Annotated in this window: 24 protein-coding genes; 9 read left to right on the top strand and 15 right to left on the bottom strand. The window is 73.7% G+C overall.

The features are described from left to right. The first annotated feature begins 54 nt into the window (after positions 1-54). Together OHS58_RS27600 and OHS58_RS27595 are read left to right on the top strand one after the other, a co-directional pair. Entirely contained in the window at positions 55-636 is a 582-nt protein-coding gene (locus OHS58_RS27600) for a YdeI/OmpD-associated family protein (protein ID WP_328644496.1), read from the top strand. A gap of 18 nt (positions 637-654) precedes the next feature. Then, complete coding sequence (locus OHS58_RS27595; protein ID WP_328649866.1) at positions 655-2,022, top strand: pyridoxal phosphate-dependent decarboxylase family protein; 1,368 nt, start codon at positions 655-657, stop codon at positions 2,020-2,022. Here the strand turns inward: OHS58_RS27595 and OHS58_RS27590 are convergent. Further along, on the bottom strand, positions 2,016-2,408 hold the full coding sequence (locus OHS58_RS27590) for a hypothetical protein (RefSeq protein ID WP_326943920.1): 393 nt from the start codon (positions 2,406-2,408) through the stop codon (positions 2,016-2,018). The two genes, OHS58_RS27595 and OHS58_RS27590, sit on opposite strands and share 7 nt — an antisense overlap. A gap of 184 nt (positions 2,409-2,592) precedes the next feature. Here OHS58_RS27590 and OHS58_RS27585 point away from each other — a divergent pair, with 184 nt between their 5' ends. Continuing rightward, a complete protein-coding gene (locus OHS58_RS27585; RefSeq protein ID WP_442788288.1) occupies positions 2,593-3,795 on the top strand; it encodes a glycoside hydrolase family 18 protein in 1,203 nt (400 codons plus the stop codon). 61 nt (positions 3,796-3,856) lie between these two features. Here OHS58_RS27585 and OHS58_RS27580 read toward each other — a convergent pair whose 3' ends face one another. Beyond that, positions 3,857-4,996 (bottom strand): MFS transporter, encoded by a 1,140-nt coding sequence (locus tag OHS58_RS27580; RefSeq protein WP_328644495.1) that lies wholly within the window; start codon positions 4,994-4,996, stop codon positions 3,857-3,859. Positions 4,997-5,060: 64 nt separating this feature from the next. Here OHS58_RS27580 and OHS58_RS27575 point away from each other — a divergent pair, with 64 nt between their 5' ends. Beyond that, the gene (locus OHS58_RS27575; protein WP_326951633.1) at positions 5,061-5,429 is read left to right on the top strand and encodes a MerR family transcriptional regulator; all 369 of its coding nucleotides are present in this window, start codon (positions 5,061-5,063) and stop codon (positions 5,427-5,429) included. 67 nt (positions 5,430-5,496) lie between these two features. On the opposite strand, the gene OHS58_RS27570 is transcribed toward OHS58_RS27575, so the two are convergent. Next, entirely contained in the window at positions 5,497-5,649 is a 153-nt protein-coding gene (locus OHS58_RS27570) for a hypothetical protein (RefSeq protein WP_326958561.1), read from the bottom strand. A gap of 173 nt (positions 5,650-5,822) precedes the next feature. Between OHS58_RS27570 and OHS58_RS27565 the strand changes: the two genes are divergently transcribed. Further along, positions 5,823-5,993, top strand: a complete 171-nt coding sequence (locus OHS58_RS27565) for a hypothetical protein (RefSeq protein WP_326943916.1) — start codon at positions 5,823-5,825, stop codon at positions 5,991-5,993. 7 nt (positions 5,994-6,000) lie between these two features. Here OHS58_RS27565 and OHS58_RS27560 read toward each other — a convergent pair whose 3' ends face one another. Both OHS58_RS27560 and OHS58_RS27555 read right to left on the bottom strand, forming a co-directional pair. Beyond that, a complete protein-coding gene (locus OHS58_RS27560; RefSeq protein ID WP_247056616.1) occupies positions 6,001-6,957 on the bottom strand; it encodes a helix-turn-helix transcriptional regulator in 957 nt (318 codons plus the stop codon). A 318-nt stretch (positions 6,958-7,275) separates the two neighbouring features. After that, entirely contained in the window at positions 7,276-7,701 is a 426-nt protein-coding gene (locus OHS58_RS27555; RefSeq protein ID WP_328644494.1) for a DUF5709 domain-containing protein, read from the bottom strand. Positions 7,702-7,800: 99 nt separating this feature from the next. Here OHS58_RS27555 and OHS58_RS27550 point away from each other — a divergent pair, with 99 nt between their 5' ends. Then, on the top strand, positions 7,801-8,631 hold the full coding sequence (locus tag OHS58_RS27550; protein WP_247056611.1) for a cyclase family protein: 831 nt from the start codon (positions 7,801-7,803) through the stop codon (positions 8,629-8,631). Positions 8,632-8,700: 69 nt separating this feature from the next. On the opposite strand, the gene OHS58_RS27545 is transcribed toward OHS58_RS27550, so the two are convergent. From OHS58_RS27545 to OHS58_RS27530, 4 genes are all read right to left on the bottom strand, one after another. Further along, complete coding sequence (locus tag OHS58_RS27545) at positions 8,701-11,028, bottom strand: putative bifunctional diguanylate cyclase/phosphodiesterase (RefSeq protein ID WP_328644493.1); 2,328 nt, start codon at positions 11,026-11,028, stop codon at positions 8,701-8,703. Positions 11,029-11,115: 87 nt separating this feature from the next. Then, positions 11,116-11,937 carry an ABC transporter permease gene (locus tag OHS58_RS27540; protein ID WP_328644492.1) on the bottom strand — a complete coding sequence of 274 codons (822 nt, stop codon included), beginning with the start codon at positions 11,935-11,937 and terminating at the stop codon, positions 11,116-11,118. Continuing rightward, complete coding sequence (locus tag OHS58_RS27535) at positions 11,927-12,826, bottom strand: ABC transporter ATP-binding protein (protein WP_328644491.1); 900 nt, start codon at positions 12,824-12,826, stop codon at positions 11,927-11,929. Before OHS58_RS27535 ends, OHS58_RS27540 begins: the two co-directional genes overlap by 11 nt. Continuing rightward, on the bottom strand, positions 12,735-13,322 hold the full coding sequence (locus OHS58_RS27530; RefSeq protein WP_328644490.1) for a hypothetical protein: 588 nt from the start codon (positions 13,320-13,322) through the stop codon (positions 12,735-12,737). Before OHS58_RS27530 ends, OHS58_RS27535 begins: the two co-directional genes overlap by 92 nt. 197 nt (positions 13,323-13,519) lie before the next feature. On the opposite strand from OHS58_RS27530, the gene OHS58_RS27525 reads away from it, so the two are divergent. Beyond that, on the top strand, positions 13,520-14,152 hold the full coding sequence (locus OHS58_RS27525) for a TetR/AcrR family transcriptional regulator (RefSeq protein ID WP_328644489.1): 633 nt from the start codon (positions 13,520-13,522) through the stop codon (positions 14,150-14,152). 49 nt (positions 14,153-14,201) lie between these two features. Here OHS58_RS27525 and OHS58_RS27520 read toward each other — a convergent pair whose 3' ends face one another. From OHS58_RS27520 to OHS58_RS27510, 3 genes are read right to left on the bottom strand one after another with little or no spacing between them, the layout of a single operon-like run. Beyond that, positions 14,202-14,591 carry an NPCBM/NEW2 domain-containing protein gene (locus OHS58_RS27520; RefSeq protein ID WP_328644488.1) on the bottom strand — a complete coding sequence of 130 codons (390 nt, stop codon included), beginning with the start codon at positions 14,589-14,591 and terminating at the stop codon, positions 14,202-14,204. 38 nt (positions 14,592-14,629) lie between these two features. Then, positions 14,630-14,971: an SEFIR domain-containing protein gene (locus OHS58_RS27515; RefSeq protein ID WP_328644487.1), complete on the bottom strand. Its 342-nt coding sequence runs from the start codon at positions 14,969-14,971 to the stop codon at positions 14,630-14,632. Positions 14,972-15,001: 30 nt separating this feature from the next. Beyond that, positions 15,002-17,179, bottom strand: a complete 2,178-nt coding sequence (locus OHS58_RS27510; protein WP_328644486.1) for an ATP-binding protein — start codon at positions 17,177-17,179, stop codon at positions 15,002-15,004. A 532-nt stretch (positions 17,180-17,711) separates the two neighbouring features. Between OHS58_RS27510 and OHS58_RS27505 the strand changes: the two genes are divergently transcribed. Beyond that, positions 17,712-18,677, top strand: a complete 966-nt coding sequence (locus OHS58_RS27505) for a hypothetical protein (protein ID WP_328644485.1) — start codon at positions 17,712-17,714, stop codon at positions 18,675-18,677. Here OHS58_RS27505 and OHS58_RS27500 read toward each other — a convergent pair. Beyond that, positions 18,670-21,330: a toll/interleukin-1 receptor domain-containing protein gene (locus tag OHS58_RS27500; RefSeq protein ID WP_328644484.1), complete on the bottom strand. Its 2,661-nt coding sequence runs from the start codon at positions 21,328-21,330 to the stop codon at positions 18,670-18,672. The two genes, OHS58_RS27505 and OHS58_RS27500, sit on opposite strands and share 8 nt — an antisense overlap. Before the next feature lie 329 nt (positions 21,331-21,659). Between OHS58_RS27500 and shbA the strand changes: the two genes are divergently transcribed. Beyond that, the gene (gene shbA, locus OHS58_RS27495) at positions 21,660-22,310 is read left to right on the top strand and encodes an RNA polymerase sigma factor ShbA (protein ID WP_326943904.1); all 651 of its coding nucleotides are present in this window, start codon (positions 21,660-21,662) and stop codon (positions 22,308-22,310) included. 4 nt (positions 22,311-22,314) lie between these two features. Here shbA and OHS58_RS27490 read toward each other — a convergent pair whose 3' ends face one another. Together OHS58_RS27490 and OHS58_RS27485 are read right to left on the bottom strand one after the other, a co-directional pair. Next, positions 22,315-22,617 (bottom strand): cupin domain-containing protein, encoded by a 303-nt coding sequence (locus tag OHS58_RS27490; protein ID WP_326943903.1) that lies wholly within the window; start codon positions 22,615-22,617, stop codon positions 22,315-22,317. A gap of 277 nt (positions 22,618-22,894) precedes the next feature. Continuing rightward, entirely contained in the window at positions 22,895-25,885 is a 2,991-nt protein-coding gene (locus OHS58_RS27485; protein WP_328644483.1) for a BTAD domain-containing putative transcriptional regulator, read from the bottom strand. Positions 25,886-25,924: the final 39 nt, after the last annotated feature.

Genomic DNA, 25,924 nt, shown 5'->3' with positions numbered 1-25,924 from the left:
GTTCCCGCCGGAAAGTGCTCAGAAGGTGAACACTTCACCCCTGATGATGTGGGCATGGAGACTTTGGACGGCATCGCGGTGCTGAAGGTCACGTCGGTCGCGCAGTGGCGGGACTGGCTGGCGTCGCGCGGTACGGCGTCATCGGTGTGGCTGGTGATCCGGCGCAAGCACAGCGCGTCGCCGGGAGTGCTGGTGCACGAGGCGATGGAGCAGGCGCTGTGCTTCGGCTGGATCGACAGCAAAGCGCTGCGGCGGGACGCGGAGAGCACGTACCTCTGCTTCACGCCGCGGAACCCGAAGAGCACGTGGAGCCGCGTGAACCGCGACCGCGTGGCCCGGCTGACGGCGGCCGGCCTGATGACGCCGTCCGGGCAGGCGCTGGTCGACCTCGCCCGCCGCACCGGGACCTGGGACGCGCTGGCGGAGGCGCAGGACGGCGTCGTCCCGACGGATCTCGCGCGGGCGTTCGACGCCGTCGCGGCCGGGCACTTCGCCGCGTTCCCGCCGTCGTCGAAGCGGCTGATCCTGGAGTGGATCGCGAATGCGAAGCGCCCGGAGACGCGGCAGCGGCGCATCACGACGACCGCCGAGCTGGCCCGGGAAAACGTGCGGGCCGCGCACCCGAAGGCCGCCTAGAGTCGGGACGTGGACGAACTGCGTGACCTCCTGGCCCGGGCCGCCGCGCTGGCCGCGGACCACCGGGACTCCCTGGCCGAACGACCGGTGGCGCCGGCCGCCGACCTCGCCGCGTTGCGTGCGGGCTTCGGCGGGCCGCTGCCGACGGACCCGAGCCCGCCGGCCGACGTGCTCGAACACCTCGCGCGGGCCGCCGCGCCCGGGCTGATGGCGACCGCCGGGCCGCGGTTCTTCGGGTTCGTCATCGGCGGGGGACTGCCCGCCGCGACCGCCGCCGACGTCCTCGCCGCGGGCTGGGACCAGAACGCCTTCAACGCCGTGCTCTCACCGGCCGCCGCGGCCGCGGAAGACGTCGCCGGCGGCTGGCTCAAGGAGCTGCTCGGCATCCCGGCCGGCGCGACGGCCGGGTTCGTCACCGGCGGGCAGGCGGCGAACACCGTCGGGCTCACCGCCGCGCGCCACCACGTGCTCGCCGAAGCGGGCTGGGACGCCGAACGCGACGGGCTCTTCGGCGCCCCGCGCGTCCGCGTGGTCGCGAGCGCCGAACGGCACGCGACGATCGACCGCGCCTTGCGGCTGCTGGGCTTCGGCACGGCCGCCGTCGAGGAGGTGGCGGCCGGTCCCCAGGGCGCGATCGACGTCGCCGACCTGGTGCGGGTGCTGGCCGCCGGGACCGGCCCGGCGATCGTCTGCCTGCAGGCGGGCAACGTGAACACCGGCGCGTGCGACGACCTGCGCGCCGCTCGCGAAGCCGCCGGTGACGCCTGGGTGCACGTCGACGGCGCGTTCGGCCTGTGGGCCGCGGCCAACCCGGCCACGGCGTCGCTGCTCGACGGCGTCGAGCTGGCCGACTCCTGGGCCTGCGACGGGCACAAGTGGCTCAACGTGCCCTACGACTCGGGGTTCGTCTTCTGCGCCCGGCCGGACGCCCACGCCGCGGCCTTCGCCAACCGCGCGGCCTACCTCGTCGGCGCGGGCGAGGTGGCCGGCATGGGCGACCTCACGCCGGAGTCGTCGCGGCGCGCCCGCGGGTTCGCCGTCTGGGCGGCCCTGCGCGAACTGGGCCGCGACGGCGTGGCCGAGCTCGTCGACCGCTGCTGCCGGCTGGCCCGCCGCTTCGCCGCGGCGCTCGCCGACGGCGGCGCGGAGATCGCCAACGACGTCGTCCTCAACCAGGTCCTGGTGTCCTTCGGCGGCGACGCCCGCACCGACGCGCTCGTCACGGCGATCCAGCGCGACGGCACGTGCTGGCTCGGCGGAACCACTTGGCGCGGCCGCCGGTACGTGCGGATTTCGGTGTCGAACTGGTCCACGACGGAGGCCGACGTCGACCGTTCGGCGGCGGCGATCCTGCGGCTGGCCGGACTTGGCCAGGGGCTTCAGTAGCCTTCGCGCACGGAAAGCGGCTCCGATTTCCACGAAATCGTCTTCGCGCCACCGGTCGGCCACGCCGACGAGAGCCGTCGGCGCACGCTGCCGAGCGCGCCCAGGGTGACCAGGTCGACGCCGGAACCCTGCGCTGCCAACGAGTTCACCTCGGTGCCGGTCAACGGCACGATGTCGAAGAACTGGGCGTCCGCGCCGCCGGACCAGTCGACGAACTCGGTGAAGATCGAGGCGAACGCCTGGCCGCATTCCGGACATTCGCGCAGGGAAACGCCGAAGTGCGACTGCTCCACCAAGCGGTGGGTTTCCCGGAGCCGGGTCGTGCAGAACGCCATCGCGGTCAATGCGTCTTTGCCGCAACAGCGGGCGCAGCCGAACTCCGTCATGCGGGGATCTTCGCACACGGTGAATCCGCACCCGGCTGCGACACGACCGGGAAATCTGTTCGCCGCCCGCTTTTCGCTCTGTCCGCAGTGGTCTGGACCTGTTAGCCTCAGCCGGTCCGCCCAGCCGGTCCGCCCAGCCGGTCCCGAAAGGGCGGTGACCCCCGAAGGGAAAGCCGTGCTCCGCATGAGAAAACGCATCGCCGTGATCGCGCTGGCGCTCGCCGCCGCCGCCGTCGTCGCGCCGCCCGCGGAAGCCGGGCCGGCCCACGGCGGTCAGTCCGACGGCAAGGTGATGGCCTACTTCGCCGACTGGGACGTCTACGCCCGCAACTACCACGTCAAGGACATCGAGACGTCGGGGTCGGCCGCGAAGCTGACCCACATCAACTACGCGTTCGGCAACGTGACCGGCGGCGGCTGCGCGGTCGGCGACCCGTGGGCCGACCACGACATGCCCTACGACGCCGCCGGCAGTGTCAACGGCCAGGCCGACAGCGGCACGCTCCACGGCAGCTTCAACCAGCTCCTGGAGCTGAAGAAGCTGCACCCGAAGCTCAAGGTGATCTGGTCGTTCGGCGGCTGGACCTGGTCGAGCGGCTTCACCGAGGCGGCGAAGAACCCGGCCGCGTTCGCCGAGTCCTGCTACAACCTCGTCAACGACCCGCGCTGGGCCGGCGTCTTCGACGGCATCGACATCGACTGGGAGTACCCCAACGCCTGCGGCCTGAACTGCGACACCAGCGGGCCGAAGGCGTTCACGGGCCTGGTCAAGGCGTTGCGCGCGAAGTTCGGGCACCAGCTCGTCACGGCCGCGATCACCGCGGACGGCTCGCGCAACGGCAAGATCGACGCGAACGACTACGCCGGGGCGAGCCGCTACCTCGACTGGTACAACGTGATGACCTACGACTACTTCGTCGCCGGCGGCAGCCCGGCCGGGCCCACCGCGCCGCACTCGCCGCTGCGGTCCTACCCGGGCATCCCGACCGCCGGGTTCTACGCCGACGCGGCCATCCAGAAGCTGCGCCACCAGGGCGTCCCGTCGTCGAAGATGTTGCTGGGCCTCGGGTTCTACGGCCGCGGCTGGGACGGCGTGACGCAGAAGCAGCCGGGCGGCACGGCCACCGGTCCCGCCCCGGGCACCTACGAAGCCGGCGTCGAGGACTACAAGGTCCTCAAGACGACCTGCCCGGCGAACGGGAAGGTCGCAGGCACGGCGTACGCCAAGTGCGGCTCGCAGTGGTGGAGCTACGACACCCCCGAGACCGCGGCGGCCAAGGCGGGCTACGCGAAGTCGCAGGGCCTCGGCGGGGTGTTCGCCTGGGAGCTGTCGGGTGACACCACCAACGCGGAACTGCTGCGGGCCATCTCGTCTGGCCGCTGCTGAAAGCTGGAGGGCCCGGGCGCGAGCCCGCCCGGGCTCTTCGTCCACCTCGAGACGGCTGCATTCAAGACTGAATCGGGAAGCCGTGCCGCCGGGCGCCGAGCACTACGGCGAGCACCGGCACCAGGAGCACGAGCAGCGTCCACGGGAACGCGGTGGGGCCGGCGGCGTCGAGCAGGACGCCGCCGGCCACCCCGCCCGCGGCCATCGCGGCGTTCCACAACGTGACGAGCATGGCCTGCGCGTTGTCCGCGGCCTCGCCACCGGCGTTGCCGGCGGCGGTCTGCAGCAGCGTCGGGACGCCGCCCCAGCCGAGGCCCCACAGCGCCACGGCGACGTAGATCAGCGCGGGACTGTCCGCGATCATGAGCGCGGCGGCGACGGCGACCAGGATCGTGCTGAGGATCGTGAGCCGGCGCAGCGCGCGGTCGATCCGGGCGCCGACGATCCCGATGCCCGCCAGCGACGCGACGCCGAACACCAGCAGGACGACGTCCACCGAGCCGCCGAGCCCGGCGTGGCCGAGGAACGCGGCGACGTAGGTGTAGAGCACGGTGTGCGCCAGCACGAACACGAGCGTCACGACCAGGACGGGCGCGACGCCCGGCACGGTGAGCGTGCGCAGCACGGGCAGCCGGCCGCCGCGGGCCTGCCCCGGGTGGTCCGGCACGCCGGCGGCGATCCAGGCCAGCAGCACGACGGCGATCGCCGACATCACGCCGAACGCCGAGCGCCAGCCGAACAGGCCGCCCAGGAACGTCCCGGCCGGGATGCCGAGCGACAGCGCGAGCGGGATGCCGGCCATCACGACCGCGATGGCCTTGCCCTCCCGGCCGGCGGGCGCCAGCCGTCGGGCGTACCCGGCGAGCAGTGCCCAGACGACGCCCGCCGCGATCCCGGCGACGAACCGGGCCACCATCGTCAGCGCGTAGTCCGCGGACAGCGCCGTCACGGTGTTGGCGACGGCGAACCCGGCCACCCCGGTGAGCAGCAAACGTTTGCGGCGCCAGGTCGACGTCGCCGCGGCCAGCGGGATCGCGGTGAGGGCGGTGCCGAGCGCGTAGATCGTCACGGCCTGCCCGGCCGCGGACTCGCCGACGCGCAGGCCGGCGCTCATGCCGGGCAGCACGCCCGCGGGCAGGGCCTCGGTGAGCACCGTGACGAAGGCGGCGGTGGTCAGGGCGAGCAGAGCGGGGGTCCTCATGGGGATATGCTCGAACCCTCACATGGATGTGAAGGTCCAGCCCGGCGGACGTGAGGTGGCGCACATGCGGATCGGCGAGCTGTCCGAGCGCACCGGCACGTCCCGGCGGCTGCTGCGGTACTACGAGGAGCAGGGCCTCATCATCGCCTCCCGCGGCTCGAACGGCTACCGCGACTACGACGAGACGACGGTCGACCGCGTGATCCAGGTCCGCGGGCTGCTGGACGCCGGGCTGCCGACGCGGATCATCAAGCAGATCCTGCCGTGCCTGGACAAACCCCGGGCGATCTACTTCCCGGACGCGACCCCGGAGATGCTGGCCACGCTGGAAGCGGAACGCGACCGCATGGCGCGTCGCGCGGAGTGCCTGCTGCGCAACCGCGACGCGATTTCCGGCTACCTGGACGCGGTCCGCGAGTACAACCGCGCCTGACCCGCCGTCCGCTCGTCGAAGTCCGTGAATGCCACATCGACGGACACCACGTCCCTCGATGTGGCATTCACGGACCCGCGACGGTGGCCGGGTCGGCCGGGGCGGGGTTCGTCGCCGCGACCCAGTGCAGTGTGTCGGCTTCCGGCCACCAGCCGGCCGGGTCCGGGCGGGGACGGGCGCCCTCCTCACCCCACCAGCGCGGGGGCGCCTCGTCACCCATGTCCCCGACCGTAGGAGAGCCGCGCCGGCCCGCGCACCGGTCGGGTGCGGCCAACGTCCGGTACCGGCCAGCCGGCCGGTGGCCGGTACCGGACACTGACCGAAACCGCCCCTGCCGTCGCCGGCCGGGCGGGCCTAACTTGGCCGGGAGATCCCCGCTCCGGAAGGAAGACCATGATCAAGCGAGTGCTGGCCGGCCTGCTCGCCGCGGCGGCCATCGGCACCCTCGCCGTCCCGGCGGCCGCCGCGGCGCCGGGAACCGGCACGCCGGGAGTCCGGCCGCCCGGGACCGGCTGCGTCTGGATGTGGACCCAGGGCCCGCCGGAGTGCCGGAAGCTCGAGTAGCGCCGGCTCAACCGAGCCAGCCCAGCCGGGTGGCCGCGAACACCGCGGCCACCCGGTTGTCCGCCTGCAGCGCCTCCAGCAGCCCCTGGACGTGCCGCCGGACCGTGCGCTCGCTGACGTCGAGGTGCCGCGCGATCGCGCCGTCCGTCATGCCGGTGGCCAGCAGGTCCAGCACCTTCGCCTGGGTCGGGGTGAGGCCGTGACGGGGCTGCGCGCCACCGCCGTCCACCGCGACCGCCTGGCTCCAGACCAGCTCGAACAGCATCCGCAGGGCCGCGACGATCGTCGGGCTGCGGACGAACAGCGCGCCGTCCATGCCGCTCGGGTCCAGCGGGACCAGCGCGGAGTGGTGGTCCGCGACGACCATCTTCATCGGCAGCTCCGGCGCCACCCGCATGGCCCACCCGGCCGCGACGCTGGCGGCCACGACCTCCTTGGCGCCGTCGAACTCCAGGGCCGCGCGCTCGTAGACGTTGCGCAGCCGCACCCCGCGTTCGGTCACCGCGTCCGGCAGGCGCAGCACCGTGCCCGCGTCCGGTTTCCGCTTGAAGTGCCGCGTGGTGAACGTCAGGAACTCTTCGCGCGCGGACAGGCACAGCTCCAGCGACAGCGAGCCGATGCGCTGCGGGTCCGTCAGCACCTCGACGCCCGGGTCGCCGCCGCTGCCGTGCGCCGCGCGGTACACCGCCTGCAGCATGTCCAGCTGCTGGCGCGCCGCGACGATCTGGCGCTGCTGCTCCACGAGCCGCTGCTGCGCGCCCAGGATCGCGTGGTCGACGGCGCGCACCGGCTCCATCGGCGCGATCACCGGGTCGTCGCGGTAGTCGCGGCGCACGAAACCCTGGTCGAACAGCTCCCGCATCTCCGGGCTCTCGGCCCGCGGATCGTCCAGCGGCAACGGCCCGGTGCGCACCATCGCGTCGTACAGCGCGCCCGCGCCGGGCGTCAGCAAGCCCTCGAGCATCCGTGCCCCTCCTCCGGCAGCGGCGGGGACGTGGACGGCCGGATCCGGCCGGTGTCCGCTCTGCCACCTACCCCACGCGCCGGACGGCGGAAAGGATTAGGCCGGTCGGGAACTTCGCCGCCGGACCCGTCGAGGGGGCAGGTCCGGCGGCGGACCCGACAGGAGCCGGACAGCGTCGTGCAAGGGGACTGCGGCACGGTGACGCCGTCGTGGCCGGCACGAACCGCCGAGGGGGCGGGTCGTGTTCCCCAGCGCGACGACCGCGGACCGGACCGTCGAGGTCCGGCGGGTGGCGGGGCCGGTCCCGGCCCCGCCACCTCACCAGCGGCGGGACGGGTCGATCACGTGGACGGCGGCTTCCTCCGCCGAAGCCGCGCCGCCGTCGACGCCCGCGTCGGAGGCGTACAGCTCTTCGTCGGTGTCCGCGCCGAAGCCCTCGTCCGAAGCGACGAGCCGGCCCGCGCGGACGTCGCCGACCTCGTCGTCGACCAGTTCGCCGTCGGTGTCCTCGCTGTCGCCCAGGCCGTCGTCGTCGGCGTCGTCGGCCAGGTCGGGGACCTCGCGGGCGAGCCGGCCGTCGAGGCTTTCGCCTTCCGCGGTCTCCCGCGCGGTCGTGCCCCAGCCCTCGGTCGCGCGCGTGTGCTCCGGCGGGGAGTAGCCCTCGGCCAGCTCGTCGCGGTCGAGCAGGGTGTCCTCGGGGTCGAGCACGCCGTTGTCGGCGTTGTCTTCGATGTCGTCGTCCATGGACCCCATCTTCGTCCAGCTCCTTGGGCCGCACCCGGTCCGGGTGATATCACGTGCAGGCCGCCGCACGGGCGGTGTTCCGGTGAAAGGTGATTCCCCATGCCGATGAGACGCAGGGTGCTGGCCGCGGGGCTGGCCGGGGTGTTCGGCGCCGCCGTGTCCGGGCGGACCGCGCAGGCCGCGACGGCGACGACTCCGCCGGTGCGGCTCGACCAGCTGAACCTGGTCAACCTGTCGCACGTCAACGACCCCGCGAAGACCAACGTGTTCCCCGGCGATCCGGCGTTCTCGCTGGAGACCATCGCGACCATCCCGGACGACGGCTACTACCTGCAGTTCGTCCGCGAAGGCGAGCACACGGGCACGCACTGGGGCGCGCCCGGCCACTTCAACACCGGTCAGCCCCTCGCCGACGCGATGGACCCGGCGGATCTATTCCGGCCCGCCGTCAAGATCGACATAAGAGCGAAGGCGGCGGCCAACGCGGACTACGGCGTCACGATCGACGACCTCAAGGCCTGGGAGAAGCGCCACGGCCGGATCCCCGACGACGCCGTCGTCGTGCTCTGGACCGGCTGGGACGCCAAGTGGGGCACCCCGGCCTACCCGAACACCGGCGCCGACGGCGTGCTGCACCAGCCCGGGTTCTCGATCCCGGCGGTCAAGTGGCTGATCGACACCGGCCGGCTGGGCCGCCAGGGCGGCACGGGCACCGACACGTTCAGCCCGGACGTCGGCACCGACGAGACGTACACCGTGTCCAAGCTGGTCTACCAGCGCCACCGGATCAGCCTGGAGATCCTGGCGAACCTGAAGGCGCTGCCGACGACGGGCGCGTGGGTGCTGGCGGGCGGCCCGATCAACCGCAGGGGCGCGGGCTCGACGGCGACGATCTTCGGTGTGCTCCCGCCGGGCGTGCACGCGGACTGAGCCGGTCGTGAGTGTTTAGGGCGGTTAGAACCGCCCTAAACACTCACGACAAGCCGCGGCAGACCCGGGTCAGCTCGCCGAGAGCGGCGTGGCGCCCGAGAGGCGCAGGGCCGACAGCGGCGCCGGGCGGCCGAAGCGGTAGCCCTGGGCCGTCGTGCAGCCCGCGCGGGTGATCAGCTCGGCCTGCTCGGCCGTCTCGATGCCTTCCGCGACCACCGCGAGGTCGAGGTCGGCGCACAGCCCGACCAGCGAACGGCACAGGGCCGCGTCGCGCTCCGGCTGGATGCCCGTCGTCAGCGCGCGGTCCAGCTTGATCAGGTCGACCGGCAGCGCGTGCAGCACGGTCAGCGAGCTGTACCCGGCCCCGAAGTCGTCGAGCGCCACCCGGACGCCGAGGGCCTGCAGCCGCCGGATCGCGTCGGCGCCGGCCGCGAGGTCCGGCACCGGCACCGTCTCGGTGATCTCGACGACGAGGCGGTCCGCCGGCAGGCCGTACCGGGCCAGGCTCGCGCTGACGCTCTGCTCGAGCGTGGCCGCGCCGAGCCGGCTGGCGCAGACGTTGACGTGCACCGTCAGGTCCAGCCCGGCCGCGGTGATCTCGCGGCAGGCCAGGTCCAGCACCAGCGCGTCCAGCTCGGCCCCGAGACCGGCGCCTTCGACCGCGCGGACGAACGTCTCGGGCGAGACCGGCGTGCCGTCCGGGGCGCTCCAGCGGGCCAGCGCTTCGACGGCCACCGGCGTCTCGTCGGCGAGCCGCACGATCGGCTGGAACACCAGCCCGAAGCCCTCCGGGACGCCGCCGGCCGCGCGGCGCAGCGCCGACGGGAAGTCCGGCGGGCCGTCCTGCGACGGCCGGTAGACCACGGTCGTGTCCTTGCCGAGGCGCTTGCCCGCGTACATCGACGTGTCCGCGCGGCCCAGCAGCACGTCGGAGGTGACCAGCGGCTCGGCCGGGTCCGGCACGACCAGACCCATGCTCGCCCGCACCACGACCAGCGTGCCGTGCACCGAGAACGGCCGGCGCAGCGCGCCGCGGATCCGGTCCGCGACCGCCTGCGGCGCCTCGACTTCGCCTTCGAGCAGGATCGCGAACTCGTCGCCGCCGAGGCGCGCGACGGTGTCGGTCGAGCGAACGCAGCTCAGCAGCCGCTGCGCGACGCCGTGCAGCAGGAGGTCACCGCCGGCGTGCCCGAACCGGTCGTTGACCTCCTTGAAGTCGTCGAGGTCCACGAAGATCAGCACGAGCGGGCGGTGGTCCCCGGTGGCTTCCGCGCCGTCGGCGACGGCCCGGTCGAGCCGGTCGCCGAACAACGCGCGGTTGGCCAGCCCGGTGAGCGGGTCGTGGTAGGCCTGGTGGGTCAGCTGCTGCTGGCCCTCGTACACCCGCCGCAGCAGCAACCGGTTGTCCAGCACGGAAAGCAGCTGCCGGGCGAGCACCAGGAACACCACGAGCACGCCGACGAACACTTCGACGCCGTCCGGCCCGGCCCCGGCCACCAGCTGCGCGGTGATCAGCAGCGCCACGGCCGTGACCGGGATGTACGGCAGCGCCAGCTGCCACCAGTCGACGCCGCCGGACTGGCCCGCGTCGTCGCGCCGGCGCGCGTTCGGCGTCGCCAGCAGCGCGAACGCGATGAACATCGGGCCGAGCACGAACCCCGCGTCGGCCCACGGCTTCATGCTCTCCGCGCCGATGCTGACGAGGTAGGCGAACACGCTGTCGGAGCAGGCGAGCGCGACGATCCCGACGGCCAGCAGCAGCAGGTTCGCGCGGTAGGGCCGGTCCACCCGGTCGAACACCACCAGCAGCACCGCGACGACCACGATGACCAGGTCCGACAGCGGGTAGGCGATGGCCACGGCCCACGAGCCCGCGTCCGGCGCGGTGGCCCGGACCAGCTGCCCGAGCGCCGCGGTCCAGGTCAGGATGAACAGCGAGCCGGTGACGACCAGGCCGTCGAGCACCACCGCGATGCCGAAGTGCGCGGTCCACTGCGCGGGCTGCCAGCGCTCGCGGTCCGGCCGGATCCGCGCCCGGGCCAGCGTGAACAACGCCGCGAGCGCGAAGACCGGGAAGCTCAGGTAGCCGACGTCGGCCAGCGACGGCGACGGCAGGCCCCGGCCGTCGACCAGCTGGAACCAGGACCAGACGCACTGCCCGAGCGACCAGCCGGCCATGCCGAGCGCGATGAGCAGCCGCCACCAGCGCTGGTGCCCGCCGAAGCGGCGGGCGACCAGGCAGCCGCAGACGACCGCGGCGACCCCGGCGCTCAGCTGCATGGCGTCGTCGATCCACAACGCGAAGGTGTCACCCCAGAACGCGAACCCGTTGCCGGCGATCAGCGCCGCCGTGACGACGACGAGCGTGATCGCCACCGGGTACCGCCGCACTGTCATGGCACCTCACGTGGTCAAACCCGGTCAGTCGAACTGAGAAACACTACACCGGGCACGACCGGGAACCGGCTCACCGCACCGGCACCATCAGGCGATGTCACGCCGGTGGAGCAGCCACCCGCCGAGCACGGCGAACCCGACCAGGTACCCCGCGATCACCATGGTGGCCTGCCCGGACCCGACGATCTGCCCGACCCCGGGGGCACTCGCCCCGAACGACGCCGCGAGCGCGCCGGCGTTCGGCCCGGGCAGCACCTTCTGCAGCTCGGCGACCCACGTCAGCAGCGGCGCGGCGACCGACGCGAGCAGGTTCTGCACGGCCAGCAGCCACACCAGGCCCAGCCCGATCGGCAGCGCGACCGAGCGCAGGCCGATGGCCAGCAGCACGCCGAGCGCGCCCCACATGGCCGTCACCAGCCAGCCGGCGCCGAGGCCCAGCAGGACGTCGGACGCGCTCGGCCAGACCAGCGCCTGGCCCTGCAGCGACGCGACGAGCGCACTCGCGCCCGCGGTCGCCGCGAACAGCGTCAGCACCGTGGCGAGGGCCGCCGCCGTGACGACGACCAGCTTCGCGCCGAACACCGTGACGCGCGAAGGGTTCTGCACCAGCACGGTCTTCCACGTGCCGAAGCCGTATTCGCTGCCCGCGACGAGCACGCCGAAGATCAGCGCGAGCGCGCCGACGAAGATCGGCAGCCCGCCCAGCGCGCTGCCGACGAACGCGTCCGGCAGCATCGCGCTCAGCCCGCGCCCGGCGCCGGGCCCGCCGGCCGCCGGGGCCCCGCCCAGGCCCGCGTAGGGGACGGCGTAGCCGAAGGTCAGCGTCAGCACGACGGCGACGGCCAGCAGCAGCCAGCTCGCGGGCCGGCGCGCCTGCTTCAGGAGCTCGGCACGGATGTCACGCGGCATCGGGGGTACCTCCGGTCAGGGCGAGGAACGTCTGTTCCAGGTCGGGTTCGCGCCAGCGCAGCTCGCTGACGTCGAGGCCGGCGCCGACGAGCGCCGCGTTGATCCGCCCGGCCTCGCCGGGGTCGACGTCGAGCTCGAGCGCGGCGCCGTCGGCGTGCACGCGGTCCGCGCCGAGCAGCCGGCCGAGGTGCGCGCGGGCCTGGTCGAGCGGCCCGGCGACGACGCGCAGCGCGCCACCCGCCCGCAGGTCCGGCACGGTCGTCTCGGCGACGAGCCGGCCGTGGTCGAGCACGCCGACGCGGTCGCAGATCTGCTCGACCTCGGCCAGCAGGTGGCTCGAGAGCAGCACGGTGCAGCCGTCCGCGGCGAGCTTGCGCAGCGTGACGCGCATGTCGGCCATCCCGGCCGGGTCGAGGCCGTTGGTCGGCTCGTCGAGCACCACCAGTTCGGGCTCCTTCAGCAGCGCGGCCGCGAGGCCGAGCCGCTGCTTCATGCCGAGCGAGTACGTCGCGTACCTGTCCTTGGCCCGATCGGTCAGGGTGACGACGTCGAGCACGGCGTCGACGCGGGCGCGCGGGACACCGGCGTGGTCGGCGAGGACCCGCAGGTTCGCCCGGCCCGACAGGTACGGGTAGAAGGCGGGGCCTTCGATGAGCGCGCCGACGCGGGCGAGGCTGGCCGGGCCCGGTTCGGCGCCGAAGAGCCGGACGCGGCCGGACGTCGGCCGGATCAGGCCGAGCAGCATCCGCAGCGTCGTCGTCTTGCCGGCGCCGTTCGGGCCGAGGAAGCCGTAGACCTCACCGGCGCGCACCGACAGGTTCAGCTCCGCCACCGCGGCGGCCGGTCCGTAGCGTTTGGTCAGGGCGATCGTTTCGACGGGCAGGTTCACGGGTCTCCTTCCGGACGCGGCCCCACGGCTTGAAGACCGAGAGGACGCTGGCGAACAGCAACAGGCTGGGGGCGACGATCACGGGGTAGAGCAGGCCGGCCGGGTCGCCTTCGGGCGGCACTCCGGCGGCGAGCTGACGGCCGTACTCGGCCGCGTCGTACAGCCCCGGGCGCAGCGCGAAGAGGATCAGCAGCGCCATCACGACGTTCACCGCCAGCTTCACGGCCACCCACCAGTAGCGGACGAGGCCGTACTTCGTGCCGAGCCCGAGCACGACGCCGGTGCCGAGCGTGAGGAGCGCGGCGATCAGCATCGGCCACACGGCGAACAGCTCCAGCGCCTGCAGGCTCGTGGCGACGACGGCGGGGTCACCGGAGATCAGCGCGGTGGCGACGAGGATGCCGAGGACCGCGTCGATCCCGATCCACGCGCCCCCCGAGACGATGTGGGCCACCAGGTACCACTTGCGGGCCCGGGCGCCGAGACGGCGTGTCATGGGTCCCTCCTTTTCGCTGCCACCCATCCTCGGGATCCGGGCCGCCGGGGGCGTCCCCCGGCGTACGGCACTTGGGCCTACGGCAGCGCGCGTACCCGGGTACGTCCGGTGTGGTGTGCGGGCCGGTTCTCCGGCCGCGTCCCGGGTGCCCCGATAGACTGAGTCCGGCACGCAGGACGAACCGGCAGGTGGTGCAGGTGACGCAGGCGAAGGAGCGGACCCGGGAGCGCATCTCCCGCAGCGGGGTGGACAAGTTCACCGAGCGGCGGGCGCAGCTGGCCGGGTCGGCGCTGCGGACGCTGGCCGAGCTCGGTTACGCGCGCACGAGCCTGCGGGAGATCGCCCAGAACTCGGAGTTCTCGCACGGCGTGCTGCACTACTACTTCGCCGACAAGGTGGACCTGCTCACCCACTGCGTCCGCCAGTTCGAGGAAGTCTGCGTCACCCGCTACGACGAGATCGTGGCCCGCGCCCAGACGGCTGAAGAGCTGAAGCGCGACTTCGCGGCGGCGATGGCCGCCACCCTGCGCGCGGACGCGAAGATGCACCGCCTCTGGTACGACCTGCGCAACCAGAGCCTGTTCGAGGAGTCGTTCCGCGCGGACGTCCTCGAGATCGACCGCCGCCGCGAAGAGATGATCTGGCACGTGGTGACGCGCTACGCAGACCTCGCGAAGACCCCGGTGGAGGTCCCGGCCCCGGTCGCGTACGCGTTGTTCGACGGCCTGTTCCAGCAAGCCCTGCTGCGGCACCTGGCAGGCGCGCCCGACGTCCCGGAGGAGCTGGAAAGCGCCGTCCCGTCGGTGCTGACCCGAATCGTGGCCGGCTAGCGCCTCGCCCAGCTGCTCGTGCTCCGCGGCGCGGGCACGAGAACGGCGATCAGGTGGTCAGGACCGGATTGCCCCAGCCGAGTTCCGGCAGGCCGTTCGACAGACCGCCCGCGATCCGCGCGCCCGCCGGCAGTGGTGACCCGGTCGTGTCGGGCCGGTAGGCCACGAGCCGCAGCCGCAGCACCTCGGCGACGTCCAGCTCGAAGTGGGCGGGCGTGCCGAGCCGCACGGTGGCGCCCGGCTGGGCGACGCCGTCGAGGAACACCTCGAAGTGGCCGGTCCGGCCGGAGTCCGCGGCGTCGTCGAGGACGCCGGCCGCGGCCTCGAACCTCCGGTACTTCCGCCCGAGGTCGTACTCGACGACGCCGCGGGGTTCGCCGCAGAACATCGAGCAGCGGTGGGCGATGCCGTGCCCGTAGTGCGTGCCGTCGATGCGCACGGCGGAAAGCCGGACGTCCGGTCCTTTCGAGACCGGGTTCAGTTCGGTGGTGAGCAGCAGTCGGCCACCTGGAACTGCCGGACCACGAAGTGGGTCGTCGAGTACGGGTTGAGGAACCGCGGGATCTCGTCGACCGCCCGGCCGGGGAGCACGACCGGCAGGATCCGCGCGGTGTACTCGTCGATGTCGCCGGTCACCTGGTCCCGCAGCACCGCGCCCTCGAACTGCGCACCCCGGCCGACGTGGGGCGGCTCCTCGCCGTCGGTGTACACCTCGAGGCCGACGTGCCGGTGGAGGAACTCGGCGAACCGGCGCACGAGCGTCTTGTGGTCCTCGTCGTCGTGCGAATACGACACGAAGACCCGGGGGCGGCTCGGCATGACCCCGGAGCCGGGGGTCCGGAGCCGCCGTTACGCCGGCCGGACGCGGGTTTCGCCGACCACGACCGGGTCGAGGCCGGGGTGGTTCTCGTCCGCCTGCGCCCAGTACCCCGCCGCCTCCGAAGCCGCGCCGCGGGCGGCCGCGACGTTGCCCAGGCCGGTGTAGGCCCGCGCGGCTTCGTGGTCGCTCTCGCACGCCTCCGCCCGCGCCGCCGCTTCGCGGTAGGCCGCCGCGGCGAGGTCGAGCTCGCCGGTGTGGAACCGGGCCCAGCCCAGGCAGTTGAGCGCCAGCACGGCGTCGAGGTCCAGGCCGAGCTCGTCGAACACGCTCAGCGTGGCCGCCGCGAGTTCCGCCGCCTCCGCGGCTTCGCCGAGCGCGACGCGCACCAGCGCGATGCCGCGTTCGGTGATGGCGGCGTTGCGGCGGCTGCCGGTCTGGACGTAGAACTCCAGCGCCGTCCCGAAATCGCGCAGGGCCGCTTGGTGTTCGCCGCGGTAGTGGTCGGTCCAGGCGTGGTGCGCGAGCGCGGTGCTCTCGCCGTGGCGGTCACCGATCGCGCGGTACTCCCGGAGCGCTTCGCGGTAGCACTCGGACGCGCCGTCGAGGTCGCCCCGGTCGATCAGGGCGATCCCGAGGTTCGCCGTCGTGGTCGCCAGCGCCCACCGGTCGCCCGCCGCTTCGGCCGCCGCGCGGGCCCAGCGGTGCGTCGCGATCCACTCGTCCCACAGCTTCGCCAGGAAGAAGTAGCCGCGCAGGAAGAACGCCAGCTGCCAGCACCGCTCGTGCTCGCCGAGCTCGCCGGCCCGGCGGCACAGCGCGACGAGGTTCGGCCACTCGGCGCGGAACCACGCGACGCCGTCGAGCGGCCCCGGCTCGGGCAGGCCGCCGGGGTAGGTGACCACCGGCCGGTAGCGCTGCGGGGCCAGCAGCCGGTCGGCCCGTTCGGCGTCCCGCACGGCGAACGCCGCGAGCTGCCGGAAGGCCGCCTGCCGCTCCTCGGGCTCGAGGGCGGCTTCGCCGGTCTCGACGGCGAAGGCGCGGAGGAGGTCGTGGAAGCCGTAGCGGTCGGCGGCGGGCTGGGTGACCAGGTAGGCGTCGTGCAGCCGGTCGAGCAGCCGGTCGGTCTCCCGCGGGGCGAGCCCGGCCAGCGCGCTCGCCGCGCGGACGTCGAGGTCGTGGCCGGGGTGCAGCGAGAGCAGGCCGAACAGCCGGGCCTCGGCGTCGCTGAGCTGACGCGCCGACAGCCGGAAGGCCGCGGACAGGCTGCGCTCGCCGTCGTCGAGCTCGCCGAGCCGGTCGGCTTCGACGGCCAGCCGGCGGTCCAGCTCGGCCACGTCCCACGCCGGGTGGGCGCGCAGCCGGGCCGCGGCGATCCGGACGGCGAGCGGGAGCCGCCCGCAGCGGTCGGCGACGCGGGCCGCGTCGGCGGCGTCCGCGCCGGTGAGCGCGGTGAAGAGCGCGGCCGCCGCGCCGGCGGGCAGGACGTCGAGCGAGACGTGCCGGGCCTCGTCGAGCGCGCTCAGCCGCGACCGGCTGGTCACCAGCACCCGGCACTTCGGCTCGGCCGGCAGCAGCGGCCGCACCTGCGCCGCGTCGGCCGCGTTGTCGAGCACCAGCAGCAGGCTGCGCCCGCGCAGCCGGGAGCGGTAGAGCGCGGCGCGGTCGTCCGGGTCGGCCGGGATCCGCTCGGCGGGCACGCCGAGCACCCGCAGCAGCCGGTCGTGCAGGGCCGCCGGGTCGACCGGCGTCTCGCCGTGCCCGCGCAGGTCGACGAACAGGCAGCCGTCGGCGAACACCGCTTCGAGCCGGTGCGCGCAGCGGACGGCCAGCGCCGTCTTGCCGACCCCGCCCATCCCGGAGATCACGCAGACGCCGTTTTCGGCTTCCAGCGCGTCGCGCACCGCCTGTAGCTCCGGGGTGCGGCCGGTGAAGTCGCCGGTGGCGGGCGGCAGCCCGGACGCGCGGACGTCGGGGCGGGTGCGCCGTCGCGCGGGTTCGCGGGGGAGCAGCGCGGTCAGCGCCCCGGGCGCGTCCAGCTCGGCCTCGCACAGCGCGGCGAGTGCGGGATTCGGTGTGGTCAGCCCGGTTTCCACTTTGCTCAGATAACCCTTGCTGTAGTGGACCCGGTCCGCGAGGCCGGTCAGGGAGAGCCCGGCCGCCCGGCGCAGGCGCCGCAGTTCCGCGCCGAACGTCGCTCGTTCGTTCATCAGTACCCACCCTCGTCGCAGGAGCATTATGACGGCGCCGGAGCGTCGCCGGGGGTGGCCGGCCGGGTTCCGGGGCCCGGCCGGCCGCTGTGCGCACAGCCCGTGTTCGTCACGCATGGCCCCGTCCTCAGCCGAAGACGACGGTCAGCAGGGCGAGGATCAGCCCGATCGCGTGGGTCTGCATGGTTGGCGCACCTCCTCTCGGCGGGCGAAGACCAGGGAGGCGGCCCGGCCACCGGAGTGGTGAAAACGCACCGGCAACCGTCATTTCGACTCCTTCGACAGTGCGCACCAGGGCAGCACTCGGCGCGGGGTTCACCCCGTGGTCTTCGGTTTTTTGCCGCAGAATCGCCGCGGCCCGCCAAGAATGCGGCCGCCCGGAACGGCCCGGCAAGGAGTTTCCCGTTTCCCACAAGGAGAGGAAAGGAAACCGCGGCATAACGATCCGTATGTCGTGCCATGATCGACTGGACAGCGGCCGCGGGGCTGACGAGTATTGACGACCGTGCGCGGAACGGCGAGGGGAGGAACGGTGGTCCTCAAAGCGGCGGATGTGGTCGGCGAGCTGAAGATTCTCCGCAAGGGGAGGGGAATTTTCACCACACCGCTGGGGGAACGGGTCGGGCCGGCGCTGCGCGAGATATGCGGCATTCTCGAAGATGACGACCAGGCCGTGCTGCAGCGTAAACTGTCCGGCCGATTGCTGCCGCTGGTCGAGGCGCTGCCGGAGGACCTGAAGATCGTCCTGCTCGCCGCGTTCGCGCTGCACGAGAGCGCCCGCAAGCCCTTCTACCAGGAACGGGTGCACTGGGCGGCGATCACGCTGCAGCGCGACGACCGGACGGTGCGCCGTCGTATCGACGAAGGCATCGAACAGATCGCGGCAATGGCGGTCAAGGTGACCGAGCCGGATCCCGGACCGCGGTATCCGAGCCGCAGTTGGCACACCGAAGAACTGCGGGTCGCGCTGACGTTGGGTGACCCGTCGGCCGAGGCGTTCGAATTCCGGCGGGTCGTCGCGGACGCCGACGAAATCACCGAGCTGGATCTGGCGCTGACGCTGAGCGCGGCCGCGAAGTCAGGCGAATCCGTGCACGAGTCGGATCTGGAAGTGGACGTCTTCCACGGTGGTGTGCTGACCAGCCGGGCGATGGAGTCGAGCGACCGGATCGGGCTGGCGTTGCGGTTGCCGGAACCGTTGCGGCGCGGGGAACAGCACGAAATCGCGTTGCGGTTCCGGGCGAGCATCCGGGAACCGCACTACGTGTGCGTGCCGCGGCACCCGTGCGATCTGTTCGACCTGCACGTCAAGTTCGGCGACCGGGTGCCGGAGCACATCGTCCTCCTGGAAAAGGCTTTCCAGGAGGACGCGCGCGACACGTCCCGGCGCGGGACGCTGCTCAAGGCCGACGACTCCGGCGAGGTGCACGTCCGGTTCCGGCACCTCGCCCCCGGCTTCGCCTACGGCATCCGCTGGGAACCCGCGGACGTCAACTGACCCCGGCCCGGCCGGGCCAGATCAGCCGTTCGACGGTGAACAACGCCGACACGAACGGCTGCGGCAGCCGCACGACCTGCCGGGCGGCCTGCGCTTTGGCCGCGAGCTCGGTGCTGACGCCGAGCGCGTCGACGACGTCCAGCGCGGCGCCGTCGACCAGCCCGGTCGCCCGGTCACGCGGGCCGTGACCGCTCAGCGCGAGCGCGATCCCGAGGTCGAGGCGGCTTTCGATGGTCTCCGGGTGGGTCCGGCCGAGCAGCCGGATCTGCGGCTCCACAATGCCTTCCAGCAGCTCGGCCTGGCGGCCGAACTCGCGCAGCTGGGCGTGCGCCAGGCCCATTCCGTGCCGGATCCGGTACCGCAGCCGGTGGTCCCCGCCCAGCACCCGCAGCACGACCCGCTCGGTCGCGGACAGCACGGCCAGCGCGCGTTTGGGCTGGCCCAGGGCCAGCAACGCGCGGTCGGCGTGCGCCGCGGCCGTCAGGGTCAGCGGGTTTTCCGAACCGTAACGGCGCGCGTAGCTCTCCTCCAGCTCACGCAGTTCGGCCGCCGAGCGCTCCCAGTCGGCCGGGGCGGCCCGCAGGTCGGCCAGGTCGAGCGCCAGCATCGCGTCGGCGCGGACGAGCTCCGCTTCACCGCAGCGGACGTGCCGCTCCCGGCCCGCCGCGTGGTAGGCCGCGACGACCTCGCCGGCAACCTCCCGCGCCCGTCGCGGTTGCCCGGACAGCTGCAGGCTGCGCGCGTGTTCGAGCCGGACGGACGCCGGTTCGTCGCCGTCCGGCGGGGCGTCCCGCAGCTCCGCGAGCACCGGTTCGAGGAGCGCGACGGCCTCCCGCGGCCGGCCGCGCAGCCGGTGGGCCTGCGCCGCGACGACGGCGGCCCGGTAGCGCTCGCCGCCGTCGTCGGGCAGCCGGTCCCCGATGCGCCGCCAGAACGTCCGGTCGGCTTCGGCGTAGTCGCCCTGGCAGTCCAGGGCCTGCGCCGCGGTCAGGCCGGCCGCGTACTGCTCGGCTTCGCTGTCCGCCAGCACGAGCGCTTCACGCGCGTGCCCGACGGCCTCCGGGTACAGGCCACAAGCGATTTCGACGCGGGCCGCGCGGGTGTGGTCCGCGGCCGTCGCCTCGCCGCTCGACAGGATCACGGCGTGGATCTCGCCGGCCGTCGTCGGATCCCCTTGAGCTTCGAACGCCGCCGCGACCGGCCGCAGCAGCCGCACCCGGTGCGCCGGCGCGGTTTCGGCGAGAGCGCGGGCGTGCTGGAGCAGGAAGTCACGCCGGCCCCGGTGGCCGGCCAGCCAGGCGAGCAGGACGTCGGCGGCGCGGCCGGGCAGGTCACCCGGGTCGAGGCCGGTGCGGGCGACGTCGAGGGTGAGGCCCAGGAACCGCAGGTCGCCGTCCACTTCGGTGGCGAGCCCGCGGCTGACGAGCGCCGCTTCCGCACGAGAGCCCAGCACCTCGGCGGCGAACTCCGGCGGGACCGGGACGGGCGCGAGCACCGCACCCAGCCGGACCAGGTCCCGGGCCGCGGCGCCGAGTCCGGCGAGCAGGTCCCGGACGGCTTCCGGCGCGGTGTCCGGCAGGGCGTCGAGCACCTCGCCGGCCGGCGGCCGGAGCGCCGCGGCGCGCAGGGTGACCGGGTGGCCGTCGCAGCGGTCGGCGAACCGCAGCACGGCCGCGCGCTCGGCGTGGCCGGCAGGCGTCCGGAACAGCCGCAGGCTCTCCTCGCCGGTGAGGCCGGCCAGGTCCACGGTCGCCGCGTCCCACCGGCCCGACCGGCTGGTGACCAGGGTGCGGACGTGGTCGCCCGGCAGCACGAGCCGGTCGAGGACCGCGGGCGGCAGCCCGGCCGGGACGTCGTCGACGAGCACCAGCACCCGCTCGCGAGCGGCGTCGATCCGGTCGGTGAGCAGCGCGCGCAGGCGGTCGAGGTCCAGCCCGGAGACGTCGGTGCCGAGCCGGTCCGCGGCGGCGCGCGCGAGCGCGAGGGGGAACTGCGCGAGGAAGTCGTCCGGGTCGAGGTGCCCGAACGGGCCGGTCCGGAGCACCCCGCCGGGGAAGGCGCCGGCGAACAGGCAGGCGTACTGCTCGGTGAGCGCCGTCTTGCCGATGCCGGGCAGGCCGCGCACGACCACCGGCCGCGGATCCGCGGTGGCGCCCGGGAAGAGCGCGCTGTGGACGGCCCAGAGCGCCGGGTAGCGGCCGGCAGGCGGGCCCGGCCGGCCCAGGGGGACGTCGGTCGCGGCGACCTTCGCGCGGACCTGGGCGACGACGTTCGCCGAGGTCACGGCGAACCTCGCGTCCCGGAGTTCGGCCGGCTCGAGGTGCGCCGTGTCGGATTCGGGGTTGAGCACCAGGACGCGATCCGCCGGGTCGCCGTGGTGCCAGGCGGCGGCCAGCGCGGCCGTCAGCTGCCATTGGCACGCGTATTCCGCCGGCAGGGCGGGTGAATAGCAGGCGAGCAGGACGCGCGATCCACCGAGGGCGTCGATGGACGCGTCGAAATCGTCGAACCGGGCCCGGAATACGCGCAGCCCGTCGGCTTCGAGCGCTTCTTCGACCCGTTCCACCGCCGGGTCGGCTCGCGGGGAACACAGGAAGACGTCGAACCGGTCCGTCACGGGGTAACCGTGCGGGCCGGAATCGGAATCCGTCATCGGGGCACACTCTCCGGTGGCGTTCAATGGGTGATCATCGGTGGAGGTCCTGGGGGTAGGGGGCGGTCACGGGCGAAGCATCGGTGCGCAGCGCGATTTCGCTACCGGTTCCCGCGGTGTGGCGATTACTGTCAAGAATCTGACCAGCCGGGCGGGGGCCGACCGCCGGGTATGCCGAGTGGGCCGTTTCTCGTTAACGGACAATATGTGGACAAGAACCACAGCACTGCAACGTTGCTGGTCAGCGCCTCGATAATCGAATGCGGGAACAGAAAACGAGTTCCTGCGGAGTAGGTATTTCCGGGTGGCCGGAACGAGGAGGGAACCCCATGGAGACCATGGCGTTGGACACGGTTCCGGCCGAAGAGGTCGACGGCTACACCGTGCTGAAGGAACTGCCGCGACCGGAAGGCCGGCTGACCAAGGAGGACCTCGACCCGGTGGTCGCGGCGGCGCGCACCGGTGACCCGGCGGCGATCCAGGCGCTGCTGCGGCTGATCAAGCCGACGGTCGCCCGCTACTGCCGCGCCCGGATCGGCGGCCGCGACCTGTCGTACCTCTCGGCCGACGACGTCGCGCAGGAGGTCCTGCTCGCGGTGCTCAAGGTGCTGCCGGGCTACCAGGACCGCGGCGGCTCGTTCCTGTACCTCGTGCGGGCGATCGCGGCCAACAAGGTCGCCGACGCGTTCCGCTCGGTGGCGCGCGACCGCTCGAAGCCGGTGTCGGAGCTGCCGGACCGCCCGCTGGGCGGCAACGAGCCGGAGAACCACGTGCTGGAGATGGACCTCGGCGCCCGCCTGGGCCGGCTGATGGCGACGTTGCCGCCGCTGCACCAGGCGATCCTGTCCCTGCGGATCGTCGTCGGCCTGTCGGCGAACGAGACGGCGGAGTCGCTGGGCATTTCGCCGGGCAACGTCCGCATCACGCAGTACCGCGCCCTCCAGAAGCTGCGCGCGATGATCGGCGAAAACGAGGTCTAGCGCGTCACTCCAGGTATTCGGTGATGAAGTGGTCGCTTTCGTGGATGTGCACGGCCTCGTAGACCCCGGGGCCGAGCACCGCGAACTTGTGCGCGGTGCCGGCCGGGACGACGAGCACGTCCCCGGCACCGCCGTCACGTTCCGCGTCACCGATGGTGAACCGCGCCCGCCCCCGGATGATGACGAACGTCTCGGCATAGGGATGCCGATGCAGCCGCGGCCCGGACCCCACGACGTCGCTGCTTTCCCGGATGACGGAGATCCCGGACCCGACGTCGCGCCCCTCGAAGTTCTCGCTGTCGCTCACCCGCTCCAGGGTAGGCGCCGCACGCAGGCCGCGGTGCCGGTTTTCGCGCGGCCCCCGTGTCGACCCTCCAATCACGCGTGTCGACCCGCCAATCACGCGAACTGACCCTCCAATCACGCGAGCCGACCCTCCAGGCACGTGAGCCGACCGTCCAGGTACGCCGAACTCGCGTGATTAGCCGCGTATCTCACGTGATTGAAGGCGGATCTCGCGTGATTGGGGGCGCATCTCGCGTGATTGGCGGGACATCACGTGTGATTGGGGGGTCGACACGGCGTCAGGTGTGGGATTCCAGGGCGGCGATCCAGTGCGGGGCCTTGCAGCGGCGGGCCAGTTCCCGGGCTTGGCGGTAGTGCGAAGCCGCGGGAAGGTTTAGGGCCGTCGCGAGTTCGGCCAGGTAGAACGCCACCGGGCGGAGCGTCAGCAGGCCGCTGCCCGCGCCGGCCAGCTCCGCCGCTGCCGGGAGGAGCGCGTCGTACAGGCGGGTCATGGCGGGGACGTCGCCGGTGTTGATGGCCGTCAGAGCCTGGAGGGACAGGCGGGCCTCGTACAGGAGGTCGTGCGGGGCGTCGCCCGTATAGTCCACTGTGGACGCTCCGCGTTGCACCCGGTGGCACTGCAGGGCGAAGTCGAGGATGCCGTCCTCCAGGCCGGTCATGCCCGTCCCCGGGAGGCGGGCGGCCGCCGCGCGGAAGAGCGCTTCCGCCGCCGGGTCGTCCGCGATGCTCGCACGCAACGCGCGGTACCACTGCGTGAACACGCCGACCAGCGGCAGGTCGTGGTCGGCGGCCAGGCGGTCGGCCGCCTCGGCGTGGACGTCGGCCGCGGGCAGGTCGGCCAGTGCCGAAAACGCCTGGACCAGCACCAGATGCCCCAGCACCTCGAACGTCACCAGGCCGTGCGCCGCGGCGACGTCGACCAGCTCACGGCCGATGCGCGCCCGCTCCGGCGCCAGCCCGGCCCGGTCGAACGCCTGCATGAACCGCGCGTTGAGCGCGAACGCGAGCAGCGCCGGCTCACCCAGTTCCCGCGCCAGGGCCTCGGCTTCGAAGGCCGCCTCCCGGCCGCGGTCGCCGCCGGTGTTGCGCAGCTCCAGCGTGAGCGTCGCCAGCAGCCGCGCGCGCTCGGCGCGGCGCTCCGGCGGCAGCGCGACCAGCGTCTTCTCGACGACCGTGACGATCCGCGCGGCCAGCTCCGGGTCGTCGTTGGCCGTCCACACCGCCGGGACGTCGAACGCGCCCAGCACGGACGCGGTCAGCACCGGGTCGCCGAGGGACTCCGCCAGCGTCACGGCTTCCGCGCGGTGCTCGCGGGCCTGCGCCAGCGCACCCGTGACGGCCAGCGCCCGCACCAGCCCCATGATCAGGTCCAGCCGCTCCCGGACGTCGTCGCCGGCCCGGTCGAGCGCGGCCCGCCACAGCCGCGCCGCTTCGTGCGGGGCCACCCGGCGCTCGGCGCGCTCCGCCGCCAGCCGCGCGTACCGCACGGCGGCCGGGCTTTCCGCGAGCAGGAAGTGGTGGGCCAGCGCGTCGACGTCGTCGGGGCGCAGCCGCTCCAGCGCGGCGCCGGCGTCGGCGTGCCAGCGGGCGCGCCGCGTGTGCGAAAGATCGTGGTACAGCGTGTCCCGCACCAGGTCGTGCGCGAACCGGACCCGCCCGGGCGCGGGCTCGACCAGGAACCCGGCCCGGACCGCGGCTTCGACGTCGTCGAGGACGTCGGTGCCGGCCAGCGAGCCGAGCAGCCCGAGGTCGACGTCGCGGCCGAGCACCGCCGCGCGGCGCAGCACTTCCCGCGTTCCGGCGGGCAGCTGCGACGTGCGGTGGCGGACGACGTCGCGGACCCCGGGCGGCACGACGGCGTCGGAGTCGGCGTCGAAGAGCCGCGCGAGCTCCCGCACGAAGAACGGGTTGCCGCCGCTGCGCCGGTGGATCGCCGCCGCGGTGGGCGCGGGGACGTCGTGGCCGAGCGTCGCGCGGACGAGGTCACGCACTTCGGTGGCCCCGAGGCCGCCCAGGTAGACGCGGGCGGGTTCGGCCCGCGCGACGCGCCCGAGGAAGCCGGCCAGGGTGGCGGGCAGGTCGGTGCTGCGGTGCGTCCCGACGACGAGCACGCGCCGCACCGACGGATTCGCGACGACGGAGGCCAGCAGCGTGAGGGTTTCGGCGCCGGCCCACTGGAGGTCGTCGAACACGAGCAGCAGTGGCGCCTTGCGGCCGAGCGCGGCGAGGTGGGCGGCGACGGCGCGGTGCCGCCGGAACCGCGCGGCCACGGGATCGCCGCCCGGTTCGGGATCGAGCGCCACGGCCTCGCCCAGGACACGGGTCCACGGCCACACCGCGGGCAGGCCCTCGTCGTCCGGGCTGGCGCCCCACGCCGTGGTCCAGCCGTTGGCGGCCAGGCGCGCCGAGAACGCCTCCGCCAAGGCGGTTTTGCCCGCGCCCGCCTCGCCGGAGATCAGCGCCAGCCGCAGCCGGCCGGTGCGGGCGGTGGTTGCCTCCGCGGCCAGCCGGGCCAGTTCGTCCGCGCGTCCCACCAGGGGCGAGACGGCCGGAGTCGCCGCCAGGATGTCCGCCTCCGCCTGACGCAGCCCCGGACCCGGGTCGATGCCCAGCTCCGACGCCAGGACGTGCCGCGCCCGCCGCAACGCGCCCAGCGCGTCACCCTGGCGCCCGGCCCGGTAGAGGGCCAGCGCGAGCAGCCGCCAGCCGTCCTCCCGCAACGGCCACGCCTCGACGTGCGCCTCCAGGTCCGGTACCGCCTCGGCCGCGCGGCCCAGCTCCAGCAGCGCCGCCGCCCGCCGCTCGACGCCCAGCCGGCGCAGCTCGTCGAGGCGGTTGATCTCGCCGCGGGCCCAGGGCTCGTCGGCGAACTCCGCGTACGCGGGCCCGCGCCAGAGGCCGAGCGCTTCGTCCACTTGGGACAGTGCCGCGCCGGGCGTGGTCACCGCCGCCTCGAAACTCCAAGCGTCGACGGACTCCGCGCGCAACGCGTACCCGGGTCCCGAGGTCACCAGCAGCCGGGCCGGAGTCCGCGGCGCCCGATCGGGTTCCAGCGCGCGGCGCAACGCGGACACGAACGTCTGGAGCGCGCCGACCGCACCCGCGGGCGGGTCCGGCCAGAGGTCGTCGACCAGGACGTCCACCGGCACGACCCGGCCGCGCGCGATCAGCAGCCGCGCCAGGACCGCCCGGTGCCGCGGGCCCTTGAGCGCCAGGGGGCCCCGCTCGTCCTCGGCCACGAGCGGACCGAGCACGCCGAACCGGACCATGCACGCACTGTAACGCGCTCAGCCGGCGCTGACCCGGCG

Source organism: Amycolatopsis sp. NBC_00348 (genome assembly GCF_036114655.1).
GTDB lineage: Bacteria > Actinomycetota > Actinomycetes > Mycobacteriales > Pseudonocardiaceae > Amycolatopsis.
Note: the sequence above shows the minus strand (reverse complement) of the source record. Positions and strands in the feature narration are given on the sequence as shown.